Raw genomic sequence first — 19,680 nt, 5'->3', positions numbered from 1 at the left:
CGCCCCCAACACCCCATGGCCCGAGTTCAGGTCGACGTGATGGGCGCCCCGCCGCGATCCCGCAGGGGGTAGTCCTGGGCCGCTTCGAGGTGGCGGACCGATTCGCGGTAGACCTCGGTCTCGTCGCCGGCCTCGATCAGCGCGATCAACCGCTCGTGGTCACGCAATCCCGCGCGTCGAACCCGCTCCCCCGTGTCGGCCAGTGCCTCCTGGGCCCACTCCCGCTCCTGCTGCGCCCACAACACCTCGACCGCGCCGAGCAGGATCTTCATCGTCTCGTTGCCGCACAACAACACCAGCGCCTCGTGGAAGTCGCGGCCGGCCCGGATGTAGGCCGGCCCGTCCTCGACCGCGCGTTCCATCCGCGCGTGCACCTCGCGCAACCACGGCAGCACCTCGGTGGCCCGGTCCGGGCGCGCCGCGCACAATGCCGCGCAGACCGGCTCCAGGCGGCGCAGCGCCTGTGCGAGGTCGTCCAGGCGAACCTGGCGCGCGTGCATCACCATGCCGAACATGTGTGCCGCGTCCGCGGGTTGCGGGACGTGTACCACCGCACCGCCGGTGTTGCCCCGTTTGACGGTGATCAGGCCCTCGGTCTCCAGGATCCGAAACGCCTGCCGCAGCGTGGTGCGACCGACCCCGAACTCGGCGATCAGGTCGTCCTGTTTGGGCAGCATGTCCCCGTCCCGCAGCGGACCGTCCAGGATCCGGCGGCGCAGCCGGCGGGCGAGTTCGTCCGCGATGCCGGCGTTGCGCAGGGATCGCTCGGTACCGGCGCGGACCGGCTGCGCCGCCGCGTTCACGCCGGTACCGCCGCGGCGAGTTCGGCGATCTCGGCGACCTGGGTCGCGGTCAGCTCGACGATCGCGGCGGCATTGGCCGTGGCCTGTTCGGGGCGGGTCGCGCCGACCAGGACGGAGGACACCTCGGGCTGCGCGGCCGGCCAGGACAGCGCGAGTTGGAGCAGGGTCAGGTCCCGGCTCTCGGCGTAGGCGGTGAGCCGCTCGACGATGGCGAAGTTGTCGTCGGTGGCCACGCCCTGGGCGAAGCGCGGCATGGCCGCGAACCGGCTGCCTTGGGGAAACTCCTCGCCGCGCCGGTACTTGCCGCTGAGCAGGCCGGACGCGAGCGGGAAGTACGGGATGACCCCGACGCCGAAGTGTCGGGCGGCGGGCACCATGTCCCGCTCGACGGTGCGCTCCAGCAGGCTCCACTCGACCTGCGCGGCGACGAAGCGGGTCGGGCCCGCGAGGTGCGCGGCGTCGGCGAGTTGCCAGGCGGCCAGGTTGGAGGTGCCCGCGTAGCGCACCTTGCCCGCCCGGACCAGGTCGTCGAGCGCGCCCAGCGTCTCCTCGATCGGGGTCTCCGGGTCGGCGTAGTGCTGGTAGTACAGGTCGATGTGGTCGGTGCCCAGGCGCCGGAGGCTGCCTTCGCAGCTGCGCACGATGTGCCGGCGCGAGGAGCCGCGGCCGTACGGCCCCTCGGCCGCCTTCGCGCCGAACTTGGTCGCCACGACCACGTCCTCGCGGCGACTGCCCAGGGCCTTGCCCAGCAGCACCTCGGATTGCCCGCCGCCGTACACGTCGGCGGTGTCGAACAGGGTCACTCCCGCGTCGAGCGCCGCGCCGACCACCTTGTCGGCGCCGTCCTGGTCCATCCGCATCCCGAAGTTGTTGCAGCCGAGGCCGATCACGGAGACCTTCAGACCCGACTTGCCCACGGTGGTGTAGCGCACGCTCAGCTCCCGTCGTCTTGTTCCGTCCATCATAGCCATGATAGCTATGACACATCGTCAGCTGACGTTTCGTCAGTCATGTTGCGCTCGCGACATCACCACGAGGGTAGGCACTCATGCGCAAGATCCCGTACGCCGGCAGCGTGCACGACCAGAGCGAGATCGACGCGATGTTGACGGTGCTGAACGGGCCGCCCTCGGCGATGGGCATCGGGCGCAACGTGGCGGCCATGGAAACGCGCGTCGCGGAGTTGTTCGGCAAGCGCAACGGCCTGATGTGCAACTCGGGTTCATCCGCGCTCTACCTCGCGATCGAATTGTTGCGGCTGTCCCCGGGGGACGAGATCATCACCTCCACGCTGACCTTCTCCACGGACATCGCGCCGATGGTCAAGGCCGGCCTGGTGCCGGTGCTCGCGGACGTCGAGCCGGACACCTACCAGATCGACCCGGCCCGGATCGAGGCCCTGATCGGCCCGCGCACCCGGGCCGTCCTGACCCCCAATCTCGCGGGCAACGCCCCCGACTGGGACGTGATCCGCACGATCGCCGACCGGCACGGCCTCAAGGTGATCGAGGACTCCTGCGACGCGCTCGGCGCCACCTTGCGCGGCACGCCGACGGGGACCCGCGCGGACATCTCGGTGACCAGTTTCGCGATGTCGCACATCATCACCTGCGCGGGCAACGGCGGCATGGTGCTCACCGACGACGAGGACCTGCGCGACCGGGGCCTGATGTTGCGGCGCTGGGGCCGGCGCAGCGAACTGCAGTTGTTCGGCTCCAAGCGCGGCAACCGCGACTTCTTCGAGGAGATCGACGGCGTGCTGTACGACAACCTGTTCATCTTCGACGAGATCGGCTGGAACTTCGAACCCTCCGAGTTGGGCGCCGCCTTCGGTCTGGCCCAACTCGCCAAGTTGCCCCGGTTCCTGGCCACCCGCCAAGCGCACTTCGCGGCGCATCACGCCTACTTCGACGCGCGCCCCGAGTTCACCGCGCCTCGGCAGACCGAGGGTCTGGAGACGGGTTGGCTCAACTTCCCCATCCTGTTGAACGAGGGGGTGTCCTTCACCCGCGGCGAGATGCAGGCGTGGCTGGAGGAGCGCGGGGTGTCCACCCGCACCGTGTGGTCGGGCAACATCCTGCGCCAGCCGGGCTTCAAGGACATCGCGCATCGCGCCGACCCGGCCGGCTACCCGAACGCCGACCGGGTGATGGAGCACGCGCTGATCGTGCCGATGAACCACCGGATGGACGCCGAGGACGTGGCCTACATCCACGAGCAGGTGGACGCGTTCCTGGCGAGCCGCTGAGTTCGGGGCCCGGCCGGGAGAGCCCGGTTCAATGTCGTTGCCTTGCGGATATCGACCTCAGCAATAGCTTTGGCAATGATATTCCGCGTGTCAACTACTCGCTATGATAGTGACATGCACACTCCCCCGAGAGCCGCATCCCCAGCCCCTTCGACGACCACCCCCTTCGACGATCCACGCATCACCGCCATGGGACTGCTCGTGGAGGTCTACACCGGCCTGATGGACCGGCTCAGTCCGCAGTTGGGCGAGCACGGCCTGTCCACGGTGGACTTCAACGTGCTGGTCCGGTTGTCCCGCTCGGCCGAGCAACGCCTGCGGATGAGCGACCTCGCCGCCCAGACGTCGTTGTCCACATCCGGCGTGACCCGGGTGGTGGATCGCCTGGAAAAGGAGGGACTGGTCGCCCGGGAGAACTGTCCCACCGACCGCCGGGCACTGTTCGCGGTGCTCACCCGCGACGGCGCGGATCGCATCGGCGGCGTCCTGCCCGGCCATGTCGAACTGCTGCAGACCTGGCTGATCGACCCGCTGACCGAGAGCCAGCTCGCCGGTCTGCTGGACGGGCTGCGGGTGGTGCGCGACACCGCCAACCCGGGCGCCCGCGCGGGCATCACATCCTGACACCGCGGCCGACGACCCGCTCAGTACGCTCGAGCCCGTGGCCGCGGGGGTCACGGGAAGCGCGCACACGAGACCCCGAACAACCCACTCGCTGACGGAGGAAGCCGCCAGGAAAACCCCCGGGAGAACGGCCCGGCCCCAGCCGTCGAGCGGCTGGGGCCGGGCCTGTTCGATCCCGACGGGAAGCGCTCAGCCGTCGCCGCGCAGCTCCCTGGCCGCCTCGGACAGGTCCTTGGCGGTGTCGATCGCACGCCAGTAGGCGCCCTGCGGAATCGGGAAACCGGCCAGCCGCTGGGCCCGGGCCAGCCCGGGGAACGTGGTGCGCTCGTGGTCGCCGACGTCCGGCAGCAGCGCGGTGAACTCGGGCGCGAACACGTACACGCCCGCGTTGATCAGATACGGCGAGGGCGGCGCCTCGATGAAGTCCAGGACGTGGCCGTACTTGTCGGTCTCCACCACGCCCCACGGGATCCGGGGCCGGGCCAGCGCGAGCGTGGCCACCGCGGTGCGCTCGTGATGGAAGGCGGCCATCTCGGTGAGCGAGAACCGGGTCCAGATGTCGCCGTTGGTGGCGTACCACGGCTCGTCCGGGCGCGGCAGCGCGGCGGCGGCGAACTTCAACCCGCCGCCCCGGCCCAGCGGCTCGGTCTCCACGACGGTCTCCACGCGCACCGGCAGATCGGCGCTCTTGAGCCAGTCCTGGAGCACCTCGGCGAGGTGCCCGCAGGAGACCACGACGTCGCGCACGCCCTCGGCGGCCAGCCAGCGCAGCTGGTGTCCGATGATCGGGGTGCCGGTGCCGGGGATCTCCACCATCGGCTTGGGTCGATCGTCGGTATAGGGGCGCAGCCGGGAACCCTGCCCGCCGGCGAGGATCACGGCCTGCGTGACCGCGCGAGCCCCCGGGTGGGTGGTTGAGTGTGGTGCGGAAGTCATGGGCGCATTATCGCGCCCTCACATCCCCCTCGACTTGCAAGGGAGGTACCACTCGTTCGGGAACGCCTCGGGCCCTAGGTTCATCTCATGGACGACTGCACTTCGAACACCGGGGGGAACACCACAGTGCGCACCAGGACTGTCCGCACGGGCGTGGTCGCGGTACTCGTCGCGTTGACCGTGGGCGCCGGCGTCGCCGGCTGCGGAAACAACGACAGGTCGCCGCTGGACACCGTTCGCGCGCTCGAAAGCGCCAAGCCGACGCCGACGAGCGCGCCGACCGGTCGACCGACGAACACCGCGACCAAGCCGCCGCGCCGCACCACCGCGCCGCCCACCGACGGCGCCTCGTCGTCCGCGAGCACATCGGCCACGGCCTCGCCGAGCGCCTCCTCGACCGGGACCTCGGCGCCGGCGACCGGGACGACCGGTCCCTACATCAACGACCCGTGCCGGTTCTTCACCGCGGCCGAGGTGGCCACGCTGCTCGGACTGCCGGTGGTCAAGGCGGAGGTGGATCAAAAGCTCAAGAGCGCGAGCAGCTCGTTCTGCGACTACCGGGACTCCCGAGGGTTGTCCATGATGACCGTGATGATGTCCTCCAGCGACGCCAAGTACAGCACCGCCGAACAGGCCGCGAAGGGCACCATCGACGGGGGCGACAATCCCACGGCCCTGCCCGGGGTGGGCGATGCGGCCTTCACCTACCGCGACTCGACCGCCAACGGCGTGGTCTGGGCCAAGCTCCTCGGCGACACCTACCTGGACGCGGACGTCTACGTCACCCGAAGCGACAAGGACGTGTCGGCCGACGTCCTGGCCGGCATCGCCCGGACGATGGTCGGCCGGCTGTGACCGCGCGCGTCGGACCCGCCGCCACCCTGGTGGGGGTGGTGGGTCTGGCGTGCCTGCTCGGCGGCTGCGAGGACGCGGACGAGCCGCCCCGGCACGCGGCCGTCTCCGCCCCCGCGCCCGGCGACAACGCGGGCGCACCCCCTCGGCCCACCCCCTCCCCGGTGGGCAACAGCATCTCGCCCGCCGACAGTTGCGACCTGCTTTCGCCCACCCGGGTCGAGGAGGTGCTCGCGATCGGCCCCGTGCACACCAGGCCCGCGGACGCCGGGCGCACCTGCGAATACGTCGATGCCGGGGGCCGGCGCGTACTGACCGTCACCGTCGGGCAGTTGCCGCAGGCGATGGTCGGCGGACCGCTGGACACCGCGCGCTCGACCGCCACCGGTCCCGGCCCGCACGAGGTGCTGCCCGGGATCTCGGACGCGGCTGTGGTCTACCGCGATCCCGCCCGCGGCGACGGCATCGCCTTCGCCCGGGCCCGCGGCGATCTGGTCACCTCCGTGGACATCACCATCCCGGTCGTCGATCGCGAGCGACTGGTCGCGCTGGCCCGCACCGCGGCCGCGGCATTGGACGCGCCGGGCTGAGCAGGCCGGTTCGGGGTAGACACCGGCAACCTGGTGCCCGAGACGTCGTCCCCGACGCGTAGGGTCCGGGGTCAGGGCGGCGCCTGCCGCGGCCGGGAGGAGGGCTCACCCATGACGGACCGGGACCCGCACGCCGTCGTGCTGCTCACGAACCGCATCAGCTCACGGATCAGCACGAGCGGCGGACCGGCCCTACCCCTGCGCGACGCGTTGCGCGTGTACACCGAACACGTCGACGCCGGCGTCGCGGCCCGCTACGCGACCGTGGTGACCGACCTCGCGGACGCCGACGTGGCCCTGCTGCGCCTGCCCGAGGACCACCACGGTGCCGAGTTGGATCGGATCGTGGACATCGCCGCGTCGGTGCCCACGGTCGCGGTGATCGACCTGTACCGGCCGGCCGCGGTGGCCGATCTGGTCGGCTACTGCGCCGCGTTGCTGGGCACCCGGGGTGCGGACGACGAGGGTGTGCTCGATGTGGTGTTCGGTCGCTACGCGCCCGCCGGGCGGCTCGCCAGCGACCTGCCGGCGGACGCGGAGCCGCTCTTCGAAACCGGACACGGCCTGTCCTACTGATCCATTTCTGTCGATAAATTGACGGCTCATCAGCGGGTTTTCCGGGTGATGTTCAACACGTCCACGGCACCCTTGGCGTCGCCGATGGTGGCGAAGTCGACCGCGACGAAGTTCACCTGTGCGCCGCGTTCGCGTTCGCACCGACGGGCCCGATCCAGCAGGAACGGCCGCGAGTTGACCTGTCCGGCGTCGAGTCGGCTGCCGCCGGTGGAGGTGACGAAGTTGTTCATCAGGAACAGCCGCTTGTCCACGTCGCCGCGATTGGGCGCACAGGTCATCTCGGCCGGGCTCGCGAAGGCGTACGGCGTCTCCATCCCGTACTTGTAGAAGTTGCGGTACCACGGGAGCGGTCCGTCGGCGCGCTCGGCGAAGACCACCAGGCGACGGTTCTTCTCGACCATCGAGCCGAGCGTGGGCCACGGCTCGTTCGGATCGGCCGCCGGCGTGAACAGCAGTCGCTCCAGGCCCGCCTCGCGAAACGCCCATTCGGTCTGCTGCGCGGTGATCGCGTCCTGCACGATCATGGTGACCACCTCGTGCGGGTTGCGGTCCATCCACTGGCCCACCGCGCGCAGCGTCTCCACCATCGGCAGCGCACCGCCCCGGCACACCGAGTGGCACAACCACAGCCCGGGTCGGGCCGGTGCGACGTCGTTGACCACCCCGGCGACGATCTTGCGCGACTCGGGATCCAGGTCCGACTCGGCGAGCCGACCGGCCACCTCCTCGGGTGCCTCCCACGTGTACGAGTCCACCAGCAGGCCGCGCACACCGGCGTCCAACTGGGTGACGATGTCCGCGTCCTGGAGCGGGCTGAGGAAACGGGCCGCGGTGGAGGACATCGAGTTGTGCGTGGCCAGGTAGGCGACCTGGTCGTAGCGCCGGTTGCACAGCTCGGTCATCCCGTTGCAGCGCTTGGCGTCGGAGCCGGATCCGGAGGTGGGCACCGGGACGAAGATGGTCAGCGCGATCGCGCCGGCCGCGACCACCGCGGCGCCGGAGGTGAGCACTCGCCGGGTGGTGTGCCGCACCGGCGCGGCCCGCCGGTGCTTGTGCTTGTCCCACAGCGCGACCGCGCCGAAGGTGACCCCGCCGAAGACCAGCGGCACCGCCGCCGCGGCCAGCCAGACCCCGACGATGTCGCGCGCCGCGGCCTCCTGGAGGTCGCCGGTCAGCCGGACCACCGAGGGCGCCCAGCCCTCCCGGTGCTCCGAGACCACGTGCGGCAGCAGACCCCACGCGACCAGGCAGCCCACCCCGGCGAGCAGCCCGCCGCCCGCCAGGGCCAGCGCGGGCAGCCGCAACCGGGCCGCGCCGCGCGCCGACCCGGTCCGCCACAGCACCACCAGGCCCAGCAGCGCGGTCACGCTCGCCACGGTGAGCAGCCGGCCCAGGCCGAACACCGTCATCGCGCGCAGTTGTTCGAGCTGACCCAGCTTCAGTCTGGTGTCCCGGTCGGCCTGACTCGCCCGCAGATCCAGGGTCAGGTCCCAGGTGCCGCCGCCCGAGAGCCCGGTCAGGCCCAGCTGCGCCTGACGCACCTTCTCGCCGAAGATCACCGGAACGATCGCCACCAGCACCCCGCCGAGGTCGTCGGCGCGCAGCGAGGCGACCACCTGGCCGCGGATCGGCTCACGCGCCTCCACCGGCAGCCGGGCCAGGATCAGGTCGGCCACCTCGGGAGCCGCGGCCGGGTCCAGGTTCAGCGCCGGCAGCGCCTCGGGCGGACGGCCCTGCGCGAGCGCGTCCAGCGCCTTGGAGACCCCGTCCACCAGCGCCGGCGCGTTGTCCTCGGTCACCCGGGGCACGTCGCCGGTGAGGTCGCCGACGAACACGTCGGCGACCTTGCCCAGGTTGTTGATCACCGGCTTGAGGTCGACGGTCAGTCGCAGTTCGCGCTCGTCGCCGCGCAGGTAGCCGACGGTGTGCCCGACCTGCTCGCGCACCATCCCGCGCAGCGTGGACGGCGGCAGCACCAGGCGCAGGTTGGCGGTGACCTGGTTGGGCGGTATCGGCAGCCGGCCCAGCAGGTCGTTGGTGACCCCGGCCAGGCGCGGGTCGACCAGCACCTCGTCGTAGAGCCGGTCGTAGGCGTGCTCGCGTTCGAGCACACCGTCGTACCAGTCGCCGGAGAGCACGGTGGCCCGCGCGACCCCGAGTCCGGTGACCACGGTGATGGACAACACCACGAGAGCGGTCGTCAGGGCCCGCAACACGCGGCGCCACCGTCGCCACGCCTCGTGGACCCTGAGTCGGCGGGACACCTTGCCCACCACGATCGGCCCGGTCATCCGAGCAGAATAGGAAACCATCACCAACCCGAACAAACCATGATCGGGACGTTCCCGACCGGCACGGGCGCTTGCCTGCCCTGGCGCCGTGACGGGAAACGTCCACCGGTAACCGCGCCAGTGTGCGCCTCTCAGCCGCGATTGGGGCGCAGCGTCCAGGTGACGGTCATCTCCGCGGTGATCGTGCCCGCTTCGTCCCGAATTGTGATCGCGACCACGAATTCCGGGCGCTTGCCCGCGTCGAGTTCGGCCACCACCTCGGCGGCGGGGCGGCCCAGGCGGGCCTCGGCCAGCACGGGGCCGTGCGCGACCTTGAGGTATCGGATCGCGGCGTCCACCGCGAGCGGCGTCGCGCGGGCGAGCTGATCGCCGAACGCCGCGATCACGATCGCCCCGGAGGCGGACTCGGCGAGGGTGAACATGGCACCGGCGTGCGGACCGCCGATGTGGTTGTGGTGCGCGGGCTCGTCCGGCAGCCGCAGCACGGCGCGGTCGGCGGCGAGTTCCACGAACTCCAGGCCGAGCGTGCGCACGAAGGGCACCGAGGCGCGCAGGCCCTCGGCGACGGCATCGAAGTCGGTCGTCGATTCAGTCATGGAAGTGATGCTACCGGCAGGTAACTTCATCGGACGCGGCGCCTCGCGGGCATTTCCTTCACCCGGTGAATATGCTTGACTGAGTCACATGAAATACGTGCGCATCGAACGTCCCGAATCCCGCGTCGCGATCGTGCGCCTGGATCGACCGGACCGGCTCAACGCCCTCTCCGCGACCATGGTGAGCGACCTGAAGGCGGCCTTCGCCGGCCTGCACCGCGAACGCGGGCTGCGCGCGATCGTGCTGACCGGCGAGGGCCGCGGGTTCTGCTCCGGCGCCGACCTCTCCGGCGACCCGGACCACGCCCCCGACGCCGAGGGCCGCGGCCCGGTCGGGCACGTCTACCGCTCGCAGGAGCACCTGTCCGAACTGATCCTGGCCGTGCACGAATGCGAGAAGCCGGTGATCGCCGCCGTACACGGCGCCGCCGTCGGCGGCGGTCTTGCCCTGGCCCTGGCCTGCGACCTGCGGGTCGCGGACGAGAGCACCCGCTTCGGCTCCGTGTTCATCAAGGTCGGCCTGTCCTCCGCCGACGTGGGCACCAGCTACCTGCTGCCGCGCCTGGTCGGCCCCACCCGCGCAGCCGAACTGATGCTCACCGGGCGGCACTTCGACGCCGCCGAAGCCGACGCCTACGGCCTGCTCAACGCACGCGTGCCGGCCGGCGAACACCTGGGCGCCGCGCTGGACCTGGCCCGGGACATCGCCGCCAACAGCGAGTACGGCGTGTGGATGACCAAGAAGGGCCTGTGGTCCGGCATCGGCGCGACCTCGCTGCGCCAACAACTCGAACTGGAGAACCGCACCCAGGTGCTCGGCACCTTCACCGGCAACATGACCGAGGCCGCCGCGGCCTTCCGCGAGCGCCGGACCCCGACCTGGCAGGACATGTAGCCCGCGAACGACGCTCAGTCGCCCACCGCAGGCCCGGGTCTCGCCCAACGGAACGCCCGCCCGGCCGCGGCCGCGTGCTCGCCCGGATTCGCCGCGAGCCGGACCTCCTCGATCGCGTTCCCGTGCGCGTCCCGACCCGGAATGCGGGTCAGGTAGCCCGCCGCCGCCAACTCGTCCAGGTAGGCCGCGATCGACGCGGCGCTCTCCCCCGGACGGGCGCCCAACACCTGCGGATCCGGACGGGCTCCGTCCGGCAACAACAGCAGATACACCGCGAGGCCCCGCGCGGGCACGCTCAGCCGGGAGTCCTTCAGGAGCGCGTCGTGGGACCCGAGCCCCGACCCGCCGTCCTCGCCCCAGATGCGCCTCATGGCCCCAGTCTCGAACACGACCCGGCCCGACGGGGCAAACCGCACAACCCCTACACAAACGAGTGACCAATCGTTTGCCCGGACGCCCACAGTGCGGACACGGGCACACTCGGGCACCGACGACCCGCTAGTTTGCCTCCGGGACGCCTCGAACAGGCAGTCCACCAGGCTGCGGAGTTCCCGGAACTGTGAGGCTTCGATGCGTACCACCCCCGCGCAACTCCTCGACCAGGCCTGGCGCGCCCTCGGCGGCAACCCCGCCGACCGCGCGCACATCACCCTCGCCGGCCCCGACCACACGCTCTCCTCCGCGCTGCCGGTGACCGCGCTCGCCCAGGCCTCGATCGGCGCCGTCGTACTCGCCGCGCGCGAACTCGGCGCGGCCCGCGGCGCGTCCTTCCCCACACCGCCGGTCCTGGACAGCCGCGCCGCAGCCGTCGCCATCGGCAGCGACCGGCATCTGCGCCTGGCCGGCGAGCCGTTGGTGTCCATGCACCCGCTCTCCCGCTTCCACCGCAGCGCCGACGGCTGGGTGCGCCTGCACGGCAACTACCCGCACCACCGCGCCGCGGCGTTCGCCGCACTCGGCGTGGACTCGGTGGACGCCGCGGTCGACGCACTGACCCGGCTCACCGGCACCGAAATCGAGGAACTACTCGCGGTCCACGGCGCGTTGGGCTTCGCCGTGCGCGAACCGGCCGCATGGGCCGCACACCCGCAGGGCGCCTCGATCGCCGCCGCGCCACTCCTGGAGCTGACCCGCACCGCCGCCGGCGAACCGTGGTCCCCCACAGCCGACCCCGCGCCCGCCGCCGGCGTCCGGATCCTGGACCTGACCCGAGTACTCGCCGGCCCCACCGGCACCCGAACCCTCGCCCATCTGGGCGCCGACGTACTCCGGGTGGACCCGCCCCACCTGCCGGAGAACCCCGGCGAGTACTGGGACAACGCGTTCGGCAAACGCTCCACCCTGCTCGACCTGCGCGACCGCACCGATCGGGCCCGTTTCGACGAACTGCTCGCCGGGGCCGATGTGTTGATCACCGGATACCGCACCGACGCGATGGCCGCGCTCGGCCTGGACCAGGACACGCTCGCCGCCCGGCACCCGGGGCTGATCACCGCCGCATTCAACGCGTGGGGCCCCGGGCCGTGGGTGAACCGGCGCGGCTTCGACAGCCTGGTCCAGGGCGCCTGCGGCATCGCCCGGATCGAGGCGGGCGAGCGACCGGAGCCGGGGGCGCTGCCGACCCAGGCACTGGACCGGGCCACCGGATACCTGCTCGCGGCGGCCGTCCTGCGCGCCCTGACGCTGCGCCTGGACGACCGGCGCGGCAGCAGGATCGACCTCGCGCTGGCCCGTACCGCCCACTGGTTGATCGGCGCCCACGCGCCCGGCGAACCCGAGATCGCGCAACCGTACGACCCGGCCCCGTACCTGGCCACGACCGAGACGGCGGTGGGCTCGCTCACCCACGCACTGCCGCCGTTCGAACTGCCCGGCCTGCCCGCCGCATGGGCCCGTCCGCCCACCCCCTGGGGCTCCGACGAACCGGTGTGGCGCACCGCCTGAACCGCCGGGCCAGGACGTGTCGGCCGCCTCCCACGAACCTCGTGACCCACCGTCAACTCCCGTGCAGATCACCGGACTTGATCGGACGAATGCGCAGGTCGCACGGGCCCCGATGTCAGTGCCGGATGGGATGCTTGACGCATGGGTTGAGCGCCACCGCGGCCGACCCGCCGCGGCTCGACGCAGAGGAGGATCCCTCGATGTCCACTGTCAACACCATGATCCGGCTGACCCCCGTGAAACCCGCGACCGTGCGCCGGGCCCTGACCCGGATCGACACCAAGACCGTGCGCACCCACCCCGACGGCGTGCGGCCCGGCGCGCCCGGCATCTCGGTGCGCACCCTGGCCACCCTCCAGCGCGGGCGACTGGTCCGACTCGGCGCCGAAGTTCCGCTGCGCGGACGGAACATGGGCATCACCAGGGCCGGCCGACAGGCGCTGATCGCCCGCGGCGCGCACCGCAAGGGCGCCTGGGCGCGGCTGCTGCGCGAGGAACTGACCTGGACCACCGCGGGCGGCGAGGTGCTGGAGATCGCCGACATGCATCCCTACCACTGCGCGAACGCGGCCGCCTGGCTCCAGCGCAACGCGTCCGCGATCCGCGCCGACGCCGAACCCCGCAGGCGCGGCGACGCGGTCGCCTGGATCGACGAGACGCCACTGATGCGCGCGCTGGTCGCGGCGGTCGAAGGCGCCCTGCCGTAAAGCGCGTCGGGACCGGCGTACGCCCACCGATCCGGTGGACGCACGCCGGTCCCGCACCGTGCTCGGGTTCAGACCTTGCGGCCGACCGCGGTGTAGATCCACGACTGCGCCAGTCGCTCGGGCGACAGGTCCGCGCCCTCCTCCGGACGCCACAACGGCGCCTGGACCAGCCCGGGTTCGACCAGTTCCACGCCGGTCAGGAAGGACGCGATCTCGGCGTGCGGGCGCGGCAGCATGAACTCGGCGTCGGCGTTGATCTCCAGGACCTGCTCCGCGGCGATCGGCGGCAGGAAGTCCGACGTGGTGTGCGAGGCGATCAGCAGGCTGCCCGAAGGCACCGCGGCCAGCAACCGGTTCACCACACCCGCCGGGTCCTCGGCGGCCGAGACGTAGTGCAGGATCGCCACCAGCAACAGCGCCACCGGACGCTCGAAGTCGATCACCTCGCGCACCTCGGGCGCGGCCAGGATCTTCTCCGGCTCGCGCACGTCACCCATGGTGAAGCTGGTCCGGCCGCGATCGGTGGCGGGCATCAACGCACGGGCGTGCGCGAGCACGATCGGGTCGTTGTCCACGTAGGCCACCCGGGCCGACGGAATGATCTCCTGGGCGACTTCGTGCGTGTTGCCGGGCGCCGGGATCCCGGTCCCGATGTCGAGGAACTGGTCGATGCCCTGCTCCGCCGCGTACCGCACGGCGCGTCCGAGGAAGGCCCGGTTGTCCAGCGCGGTGACCGAGGTCTGCGGGGCGACCGCGATGAACCGTTCCGCCAGCTCGCGGTCGACCGGATAGTTGGTCTTGCCGCCGATGTGGTAGTCGTACACACGGGCGGGGTGGGGACGACTGACGTCGATCCCGGTGGGTGCCCAGTCCTGCTCGGACAACGTGTCATCCCCTCGAAGTCGGTACGGCGCCAGCCTACGACACGCCAAACAACCCGTTCCACAAGGGACTTGCCACGCTTTGCACCCCCGCCGGGAATCCTCGGCGACCTCCGGGCGAACCCGGGTGATGAGTTTTGCCCGCCACAACGGTCATAACCGGGTACAGCGTCGTCACAGGAGGTCGTCGATGGTCGATCCGCCCGAAGAACCCACCCCGCCCACCGGCGCACTGATCGTGTACGCGCCCCTCGTCCGTGCGGACGTCCCGGGCCTGTGCGCCCGCCTGCTCGAACTGCTGCACGGCGATGCGGCCGACCCGTTCCTGTGCGACGTGAGCGCGCTGACCCACCCGGACCTGGCCGCGATCGAGGCGCTGGCCCGACTCCAACTCACCGCCCGCGGCCTCGACCGGCGGATCCGACTGCACGGCGCGAGCGGCGAGTTGCGCGACCTGCTGACCCTGACCGGCCTGGACGAAATCGTCCCGACCGGCCCGGGTCCGCTGCGCTCGGGTCCGCTAGGCGTCGAGTGTCGCCGGGAGGCCGAACAGTGGGAACAGATGCGGGACGTCGAGGAACGCGTTGAGGCCGATGATCTGCCCCTGTGACATCTCGATCACCTGGAGCGCCCACGGCTCGAAGCTGCCGCCGGGACCGCTGGGGCGGTACTGCCCGAAGCCCGGCGTGCCGTTCGCCACGATCGGGACCAGCCGCGAGCCCCGGCAGCCGATGCCGGTGCCCAGGAACCACGCCCGAATGTCCTCGTGCCCGCGCAGCCACAGCTCGTACGGCGGCATCGACAGGGTCGCGTCCTCGCGCAGCAGGGCGGTGAGCGAGTCGAGGTCGTAGCGCTCGAACGCGTCCACGTAGCGGGCGAGCAGCGACTGCTGCTCCTCGTCCAGCGGCCGCACCGGGTCGGTCGCGGCGACCTCGTTCTCCGCGAGCGCGGCCCGGGCCCGCTGGAGCGCGCTGTTCACCGACGCCACCGTGCTGCCGAGCAGCTCGGCCACCTCGCTCGCCTTCCAGGCCAGCACCTCGCGCAGGATCAGCACGGCGCGCTGCCGGGGCGGCAGGTGCTGGAGCGCGGCGACGAAGGCGAGCCGCACACTCTCGCGCGCGACCGCCAACTCGGCCGGGTCGGCCACGCTCGGCACGACCCGGCCGTCCGGGATCGGCTCGATCCAGGTGGCCTCGGGCAGTGCGGGGGTCAGCGCCGAGGAGGCGGACACGGGCGAGGAGAGGTCCATCGGTCGGGCCCGGCGCTCGCGCCCGTTGAGGCTGTCCAGACACACGTTGGTGGCGATCCGGTACAGCCAGGAGCGGACCGAGGAGCGGCCCTCGAATCGCTCGAAGCTCTTCCAGGCCCGCACCATGGTGTCCTGGACCGCGTCCTCCGCCTCGAAGACCGAGCCCAGCATCCGGTAGCAGTAGCCGGTGAGCTCCACCCGAAACGGCTCGAAGTGCACCTCCACGACATCGGCGCCGTCCGTCGCCACGAGATCACTCATCGGGTACTCCCACCGGTTTCGGCTGTGTCGACCACGCTCCAGAGTCTAGGCAGCCGCACCGACACACGCCTCGGCATCGGTCCGCCGCCGCGCTCGCACCGGGAGGTCAGTCCACCGGCACCGCGACCAACTCGTCCGCATAGCACCACGCCCAGTCCTCGCCGGGCTCGAACGAGCACACCAGCGGATGGCCCGCGGCGTGCCAATGCGCGGTCGCGTGCCGGTTCGGCGAGCTGTCGCAACAGCCGATGTGACCGCACGTGAGGCACTCCCGCAGGTGCACCCACTGCGTACCGTCGCGCAGACAGTCCTCGCAGCCCTTCGTCGAGCCCGGAACCACCGTCTCGGGCAGCGTGCCCAGGTGCTCGCAGGGCCCGTCCGTGGGTCGCCCGGCACCGTCCTGGACCACCTGGTAACGAATCCCGGCCATCGTCGTACTCCTCACCACAGCGCCACGGGCACCTGCGATCCCGCGGGCCCGATCGATCTCCCCTTCCCTACCACGCGGGGCCGTACGCGTGCCCGATCGACCGCCCGACGGCGGCCGGCGGGCGGCGCCACGAGGCAGCGGCAACGATGGGCGAAGGACCGCGCTCCACTCTTCCGCGCCGAGGCTACTTGTCAGTAGCCTCCAGATGCAGCGCCCCTACCCGGTACGGAGGCCGCAGTGGACACGACGCACGTTCGAGTGGCCGTGATCGGAGCGGGCTTCTCCGGCCTGGCCGCCGGCCATCGGCTTCGACACCACGCCGGCATCGAGGACTTCGTCATCCTGGAGCGCGCCCACGACGTCGGCGGCACCTGGCGGGACAACACGTATCCGGGCGCGGCCTGCGACGTGCCGTCCAACCTGTACTGCTTCTCCTACGCACCGAACCCGGCCTGGACGCACGCGTTCTCGCCGGGCGCGGAGATCCAGGCGTATCTGCGCCGCTGCGCGCGCGAGTTCGGCCTGTCGCCGCACCTGCGGCTGGGCCACGAGGTGACCGCCGCCCGGTGGGAGCACGAGCGGGCGCGCTGGCGACTGACCACCGGCGCAGGCACCTACACGGCCGACGTGGTGATCGCCGGGGCCGGCCCGCTCACCGAGCCGGCGCTGCCCGCGCTGCCCGGTCTGGAGGACTTCGGCGGGCACGTGTTCCACTCCGCCCGCTGGGACCACGAGCACGACCTGACCGGCAGGCATGTCGCGGTGGTGGGCACCGGTGCCTCCTCGGTCCAGTTCGTTCCGCGGATCCAGCCGCGGGCGAGCCGGCTGGACGTGTACCAGCGCACCCCGCCGTGGATCATGCCACGCCGCGACCGACCGCTGCCCGGCTGGCAGCGGCGGCTCTACCGGCGGCTGCCGGCGGCGCAGCAGGTGGTGCGCCAGGGCTTGTACTGGCAGCGCGAGGCCACTCTCGGCGCATTCCTGGGGCCGAGCGACCTCGTCACCGCACTGGCCACGAGGCAGTGCCTGGCGCACCTGCGCAAGCAGGTCGCGGATCCGCGGCTGCGCGCCCGGCTGACCCCGGACTATCGGTTCGGCTGCAAACGGGTGCTGTTGTCGAACGACTACTATCCGGCGCTGACCAGGCCCAACGTCGAGGTGGTGACGTCCGCGATCAGCGCGGTGCGCCCGGGCGGATTGCTCACCGCGGACGGGATCGAGCACAAGGCGGACACGATCGTCTTCGGCACCGGATTCGAGGCCACCAGGCCGCCGATCGCAGGCATGGTCACCGGGCGCGACGGACGCACGCTGAGCGAGGTGTGGCGCGACGGGATGGCGGCCCACCGGGGGGCGATGGTGGCCGGCTTCCCGAATCTGTTCCTGGTGATCGGTCCGGGCACCGGGCTGGGGCACTCGTCGATGACCGTGGTGATCGAGGCACAGGTGCGCTACGCGGTGGACGCCATCCGGCAGATGCACGATCAGGGCATCGCCGACGTCGAGGTGCTGCCCGAGGAGCAGGACGCCTACAACGCGTGGTTGGACGAGCGCATGGGCCGCACGGTGTGGACCACCGGCGGGTGCACGAGTTGGTACATGGACGAGCGCAACGGCCGGGTCACCGCGCTGTGGCCGGGTTCGCTGACCCGGTTCCGGCGGATGAGCCGACGGTTCTCGCCGGCGGGTCATCGGGCCCGGCGGTGGGACCGGGTCGCCTAGGCCAGTTATCCGATTGTCAGACTTATCTGACCGTCGAAATCTGATGAGATGCATGCGGTTCTGCGTGCGGGGCGAGCGGAGCCGGCGGTTGCCGGGGTTCGGGCGGTACGGACAGGGAGTGCGTGTGATCCGGGAATTCACAGGTCGGGTGTGCGTCGTCACCGGCGCGGGATCGGGCATCGGGCGGGCCCTCGCGTACGAACTGGCCGCGCACGGAGCGCGGCTGGCGCTCGCCGACGTGGACGCGGTGGGGCTGGAGGAGACGAGGGCGCAGGTCGCGAGGCTGGGCGCGGCACAGGTCCACTGCACGGTGCTCGACGTCGCCGACCGCGCGGCCGTACACACCTGGGCGGACGCCACCGCCGACCGGTTCGGCGGGGTCGACCTGGTGGTCAACAACGCAGGCGTGGCCCTGACCGCGGACGTCGAGGAGATGTCCTGGGACGACTTCGAGTGGCTGATCGGGATCAACTTCTGGGGCGTCGCCTACGGCACCAAGGCATTCCTGCCACACCTGCGCCGCTCGCCCCAGGGGCATCTGGTCAACATCTCGTCGGTGTTCGGTTTGTTCGGCGTGCCCTCGCAGAGCGCGTATTGCGCCGCCAAGTACGCGGTGCGCGGCTTCACCGAGTCGGTGCGCCAGGAGATGCGGCTCTCCGGCTCCGGAGTCGGGGTGACCACCGTGCACCCCGGCGGGATCAAGACGAACATCGTGCGCAACTCGCGGGCCGCCGCCGGACACGACAAGGACGAGGTGGTGGCCCTGCACGACGCGGCGTCGCACACCTCGGCGCAGCGCGCGGCCCGGATCATCCTGCGCGGTGTGCGCCGCGGCCGGGCCCGGGTGTTCGTCGGCGCGGACGCGACCGCGATCGACGTCGGCTCCCGCCTGCTCGGATCGATATTCGAGCCGGTGGTGCGCGTGGTGTCCAGGCGAACGGGCCCCACCACCCTGGTGCCCGCCCGGAGCAGCGTGCCCGCGCAGTCACCCGCCGCGGTGCCGGTTTTGCCGGCGGACGAGTATTCAGACCCCGTTACCGGCGGGTAGAAATGAGGTGAGGGCGTGAGCGGGAGGCGAACATGACGGCGGACATCAGGGGCACCGGGGCACTCGTACGCGACGACGTCACGGTCCGCACCGGCGACGGTGCGGCACTGCGGGTGAACGTATCGGGGCCGCCGGACGCGGCGGTCACCGTCGTCTTCGCGCACGGCTGGACCCTGCACGGCGACATCTGGCGGACCCAGGTCGAGGCGCTGGTGGCGGCGGGTGTGCGGACGGTCAGCTACGACCACCGCGGACACGGGCGATCCACCGCCGGGCGGGCCGCGCCGTGGACGATCGACCTGCTGGGCGACGACCTCGCCGACGTGATCGACGCGGTCGCGCCCAGCGGCCCGGTGCTGCTGTGCGGACACTCCATGGGCGGCATGACGATCATGGCGTTGGCCGCGGCCCGGCCCGAGCTGTTCGGTTCCCGGGTGGCGGGAGTGGTCTTGGTCGGTACCTCGGCGGGCGATCTGGTGCCGACCGGACGCGGGCTGCCTGCGGCGGTGCGGCTCAGGTCGGCGGCGCAGATCCGGTTCTTCGCGTTCGGCCGACGCCACCCGCGCCTGGTGACCCGGGGGCGCACCCTGCTGCCCGGCCCGAACCGGCCCGGTCACCTGCGGATCGTGCGGCGCAGCCTGTTCGGCCCGACGGCCGACCCGACGGTGGTGCACGCCTGCGCGCAGATGTTGTTCGCCACGCCGATGACGACGGTGTGCGGGTTCTTCCCCGCGCTGGCCGGGCACGACAAGGCCGGCGCGCTGACCGCGCTCGCGGACGTGCCGGTGCACATCGTGGTGGGCGCGCACGACCGGCTCACCCCGCTCGCGCACAGCCGGGCGCTGGCCGCCGAGCTGCCCGGGGCCACGCTGCACGTCGAGCCCGAGTGCGGGCACATGGTCTTCACCGAACGCCCGGACAGCGTGACCGAACCGCTGCGCACACTCTGCGCGAGGGTGGCCGCGTAAGGCGCGTCCCGCCGCGAACGCCGGACGACCCGGGGTCGGCCCCGGCCGGCGTTCGCGAA

Annotated in this window: 21 protein-coding genes; 12 read left to right on the top strand and 9 right to left on the bottom strand. The window is 71.7% G+C overall.

The genetic code is table 11. From position 1 onward, the window contains the following. Window positions 1–26 precede the first annotated feature (26 nt). Together ACFZBU_RS05255 and ACFZBU_RS05250 are read right to left on the bottom strand one after the other, a co-directional pair. Window positions 27–803 carry a FadR/GntR family transcriptional regulator gene (locus ACFZBU_RS05255; RefSeq protein ID WP_391582124.1) on the bottom strand — a complete coding sequence of 259 codons (777 nt, stop codon included), beginning with the start codon at window positions 801–803 and terminating at the stop codon, window positions 27–29. Continuing rightward, complete coding sequence (locus tag ACFZBU_RS05250; protein WP_391582123.1) at window positions 800–1,765, bottom strand: aldo/keto reductase; 966 nt, start codon at window positions 1,763–1,765, stop codon at window positions 800–802. The genes ACFZBU_RS05255 and ACFZBU_RS05250 overlap by 4 nt, the downstream gene beginning before the upstream one ends. A gap of 86 nt (window positions 1,766–1,851) precedes the next feature. On the opposite strand from ACFZBU_RS05250, the gene ACFZBU_RS05245 reads away from it, so the two are divergent. Continuing rightward, window positions 1,852–3,051: a DegT/DnrJ/EryC1/StrS family aminotransferase gene (locus ACFZBU_RS05245; RefSeq protein WP_391582122.1), complete on the top strand. Its 1,200-nt coding sequence runs from the start codon at window positions 1,852–1,854 to the stop codon at window positions 3,049–3,051. A 114-nt stretch (window positions 3,052–3,165) separates the two neighbouring features. Next, window positions 3,166–3,675, top strand: coding sequence for a MarR family winged helix-turn-helix transcriptional regulator (locus ACFZBU_RS05240; RefSeq protein ID WP_391582121.1), 510 nt, complete (start codon window positions 3,166–3,168; stop codon window positions 3,673–3,675). 189 nt (window positions 3,676–3,864) lie between these two features. On the opposite strand, the gene ACFZBU_RS05235 is transcribed toward ACFZBU_RS05240, so the two are convergent. Further along, complete coding sequence (locus ACFZBU_RS05235) at window positions 3,865–4,611, bottom strand: NDP-sugar synthase (protein ID WP_391582120.1); 747 nt, start codon at window positions 4,609–4,611, stop codon at window positions 3,865–3,867. 126 nt (window positions 4,612–4,737) lie between these two features. On the opposite strand from ACFZBU_RS05235, the gene ACFZBU_RS05230 reads away from it, so the two are divergent. From ACFZBU_RS05230 to ACFZBU_RS05220, 3 genes are all read left to right on the top strand, one after another. Further along, on the top strand, window positions 4,738–5,466 hold the full coding sequence (locus ACFZBU_RS05230; protein WP_391582119.1) for a hypothetical protein: 729 nt from the start codon (window positions 4,738–4,740) through the stop codon (window positions 5,464–5,466). Next, a complete protein-coding gene (locus ACFZBU_RS05225; protein ID WP_391582118.1) occupies window positions 5,463–6,053 on the top strand; it encodes a hypothetical protein in 591 nt (196 codons plus the stop codon). The genes ACFZBU_RS05230 and ACFZBU_RS05225 overlap by 4 nt, the downstream gene beginning before the upstream one ends. 111 nt (window positions 6,054–6,164) lie before the next feature. Further along, window positions 6,165–6,629: a hypothetical protein gene (locus ACFZBU_RS05220; RefSeq protein ID WP_391582117.1), complete on the top strand. Its 465-nt coding sequence runs from the start codon at window positions 6,165–6,167 to the stop codon at window positions 6,627–6,629. Between the two features lie 29 nt (window positions 6,630–6,658). Here ACFZBU_RS05220 and ACFZBU_RS05215 read toward each other — a convergent pair whose 3' ends face one another. Beyond that, a complete protein-coding gene (locus tag ACFZBU_RS05215) occupies window positions 6,659–8,920 on the bottom strand; it encodes a hypothetical protein (RefSeq protein ID WP_391582116.1) in 2,262 nt (753 codons plus the stop codon). A 131-nt stretch (window positions 8,921–9,051) separates the two neighbouring features. Next, window positions 9,052–9,516 (bottom strand): DUF4442 domain-containing protein, encoded by a 465-nt coding sequence (locus tag ACFZBU_RS05210; RefSeq protein ID WP_391582115.1) that lies wholly within the window; start codon window positions 9,514–9,516, stop codon window positions 9,052–9,054. 88 nt (window positions 9,517–9,604) lie between these two features. Here ACFZBU_RS05210 and ACFZBU_RS05205 point away from each other — a divergent pair, with 88 nt between their 5' ends. After that, complete coding sequence (locus ACFZBU_RS05205) at window positions 9,605–10,411, top strand: enoyl-CoA hydratase/isomerase family protein (RefSeq protein ID WP_391582114.1); 807 nt, start codon at window positions 9,605–9,607, stop codon at window positions 10,409–10,411. Between the two features lie 14 nt (window positions 10,412–10,425). Here ACFZBU_RS05205 and ACFZBU_RS05200 read toward each other — a convergent pair whose 3' ends face one another. Further along, window positions 10,426–10,782, bottom strand: coding sequence for a hypothetical protein (locus tag ACFZBU_RS05200; RefSeq protein ID WP_391582113.1), 357 nt, complete (start codon window positions 10,780–10,782; stop codon window positions 10,426–10,428). Between the two features lie 199 nt (window positions 10,783–10,981). Between ACFZBU_RS05200 and ACFZBU_RS05195 the strand changes: the two genes are divergently transcribed. Both ACFZBU_RS05195 and ACFZBU_RS05190 read left to right on the top strand, forming a co-directional pair. Then, window positions 10,982–12,355: a CoA transferase gene (locus ACFZBU_RS05195; protein WP_391582112.1), complete on the top strand. Its 1,374-nt coding sequence runs from the start codon at window positions 10,982–10,984 to the stop codon at window positions 12,353–12,355. Between the two features lie 200 nt (window positions 12,356–12,555). After that, complete coding sequence (locus ACFZBU_RS05190; RefSeq protein ID WP_391582111.1) at window positions 12,556–13,062, top strand: hypothetical protein; 507 nt, start codon at window positions 12,556–12,558, stop codon at window positions 13,060–13,062. Window positions 13,063–13,130: 68 nt separating this feature from the next. Here the strand turns inward: ACFZBU_RS05190 and ACFZBU_RS05185 are convergent, their stop codons facing one another. Next, window positions 13,131–13,946 (bottom strand): SAM-dependent methyltransferase, encoded by an 816-nt coding sequence (locus ACFZBU_RS05185; protein ID WP_391582110.1) that lies wholly within the window; start codon window positions 13,944–13,946, stop codon window positions 13,131–13,133. 187 nt (window positions 13,947–14,133) lie between these two features. Here ACFZBU_RS05185 and ACFZBU_RS05180 point away from each other — a divergent pair, with 187 nt between their 5' ends. Next, window positions 14,134–14,553, top strand: a complete 420-nt coding sequence (locus ACFZBU_RS05180; protein WP_391582109.1) for an STAS domain-containing protein — start codon at window positions 14,134–14,136, stop codon at window positions 14,551–14,553. Here the strand turns inward: ACFZBU_RS05180 and ACFZBU_RS05175 are convergent. Beyond that, window positions 14,464–15,453, bottom strand: a complete 990-nt coding sequence (locus ACFZBU_RS05175; RefSeq protein WP_391582108.1) for a sigma-70 family RNA polymerase sigma factor — start codon at window positions 15,451–15,453, stop codon at window positions 14,464–14,466. The two genes, ACFZBU_RS05180 and ACFZBU_RS05175, sit on opposite strands and share 90 nt — an antisense overlap. Window positions 15,454–15,559: 106 nt before the next feature. Continuing rightward, entirely contained in the window at window positions 15,560–15,883 is a 324-nt protein-coding gene (locus ACFZBU_RS05170) for a UBP-type zinc finger domain-containing protein (protein WP_391582107.1), read from the bottom strand. Window positions 15,884–16,120: 237 nt separating this feature from the next. On the opposite strand from ACFZBU_RS05170, the gene ACFZBU_RS05165 reads away from it, so the two are divergent. The 3 genes from ACFZBU_RS05165 to ACFZBU_RS05155 all read left to right on the top strand — a co-directional run bounded on the left by ACFZBU_RS05165 (window position 16,121) and on the right by ACFZBU_RS05155 (window position 19,621). After that, window positions 16,121–17,605: a flavin-containing monooxygenase gene (locus ACFZBU_RS05165; RefSeq protein WP_391582106.1), complete on the top strand. Its 1,485-nt coding sequence runs from the start codon at window positions 16,121–16,123 to the stop codon at window positions 17,603–17,605. A gap of 124 nt (window positions 17,606–17,729) precedes the next feature. Further along, window positions 17,730–18,653 (top strand): SDR family NAD(P)-dependent oxidoreductase, encoded by a 924-nt coding sequence (locus ACFZBU_RS05160; protein ID WP_391582105.1) that lies wholly within the window; start codon window positions 17,730–17,732, stop codon window positions 18,651–18,653. A gap of 32 nt (window positions 18,654–18,685) precedes the next feature. Beyond that, window positions 18,686–19,621: an alpha/beta fold hydrolase gene (locus ACFZBU_RS05155; RefSeq protein WP_391582104.1), complete on the top strand. Its 936-nt coding sequence runs from the start codon at window positions 18,686–18,688 to the stop codon at window positions 19,619–19,621. The last annotated feature ends 59 nt before the right edge of the window (window positions 19,622–19,680 follow it).

The organism is Embleya sp. NPDC008237 (assembly GCF_042956465.1).
Classification (GTDB): Bacteria; Actinomycetota; Actinomycetes; order Streptomycetales; family Streptomycetaceae; genus Embleya.
The sequence above is the reverse complement of the archived record's forward strand: the minus strand, read 5'-3'. Positions and strand labels throughout refer to the sequence as shown.

Bases quoted from the DNA above. Each gene is read 5' to 3' on its own strand.
- ACFZBU_RS05215 (WP_391582116.1), bottom strand. From the start codon at position 8,920: ATGACCGGGCCGATCGTGGTGGGCAAGGTGTCCCGCCGACTCAGGGTC.
- ACFZBU_RS05210 (WP_391582115.1), bottom strand. From the start codon at position 9,516: ATGACTGAATCGACGACCGACTTCGATGCCGTCGCCGAGGGCCTGCGC.
- ACFZBU_RS05175 (WP_391582108.1), bottom strand. From the start codon at position 15,453: ATGAGTGATCTCGTGGCGACGGACGGCGCCGATGTCGTGGAGGTGCAC.
- ACFZBU_RS05250 (WP_391582123.1), bottom strand. From the start codon at position 1,765: ATGGACGGAACAAGACGACGGGAGCTGAGCGTGCGCTACACCACCGTG.
- ACFZBU_RS05195 (WP_391582112.1), top strand. From the start codon at position 10,982: ATGCGTACCACCCCCGCGCAACTCCTCGACCAGGCCTGGCGCGCCCTC.
- ACFZBU_RS05235 (WP_391582120.1), bottom strand. From the start codon at position 4,611: ATGACTTCCGCACCACACTCAACCACCCACCCGGGGGCTCGCGCGGTC.
- ACFZBU_RS05200 (WP_391582113.1), bottom strand. From the start codon at position 10,782: ATGAGGCGCATCTGGGGCGAGGACGGCGGGTCGGGGCTCGGGTCCCAC.
- ACFZBU_RS05245 (WP_391582122.1), top strand. From the start codon at position 1,852: ATGCGCAAGATCCCGTACGCCGGCAGCGTGCACGACCAGAGCGAGATC.
- ACFZBU_RS05240 (WP_391582121.1), top strand. From the start codon at position 3,166: ATGCACACTCCCCCGAGAGCCGCATCCCCAGCCCCTTCGACGACCACC.
- ACFZBU_RS05170 (WP_391582107.1), bottom strand. From the start codon at position 15,883: ATGGCCGGGATTCGTTACCAGGTGGTCCAGGACGGTGCCGGGCGACCC.
- ACFZBU_RS05180 (WP_391582109.1), top strand. From the start codon at position 14,134: ATGGTCGATCCGCCCGAAGAACCCACCCCGCCCACCGGCGCACTGATC.
- ACFZBU_RS05220 (WP_391582117.1), top strand. From the start codon at position 6,165: ATGACGGACCGGGACCCGCACGCCGTCGTGCTGCTCACGAACCGCATC.
- ACFZBU_RS05205 (WP_391582114.1), top strand. From the start codon at position 9,605: ATGAAATACGTGCGCATCGAACGTCCCGAATCCCGCGTCGCGATCGTG.
- ACFZBU_RS05190 (WP_391582111.1), top strand. From the start codon at position 12,556: ATGTCCACTGTCAACACCATGATCCGGCTGACCCCCGTGAAACCCGCG.
- ACFZBU_RS05155 (WP_391582104.1), top strand. From the start codon at position 18,686: ATGACGGCGGACATCAGGGGCACCGGGGCACTCGTACGCGACGACGTC.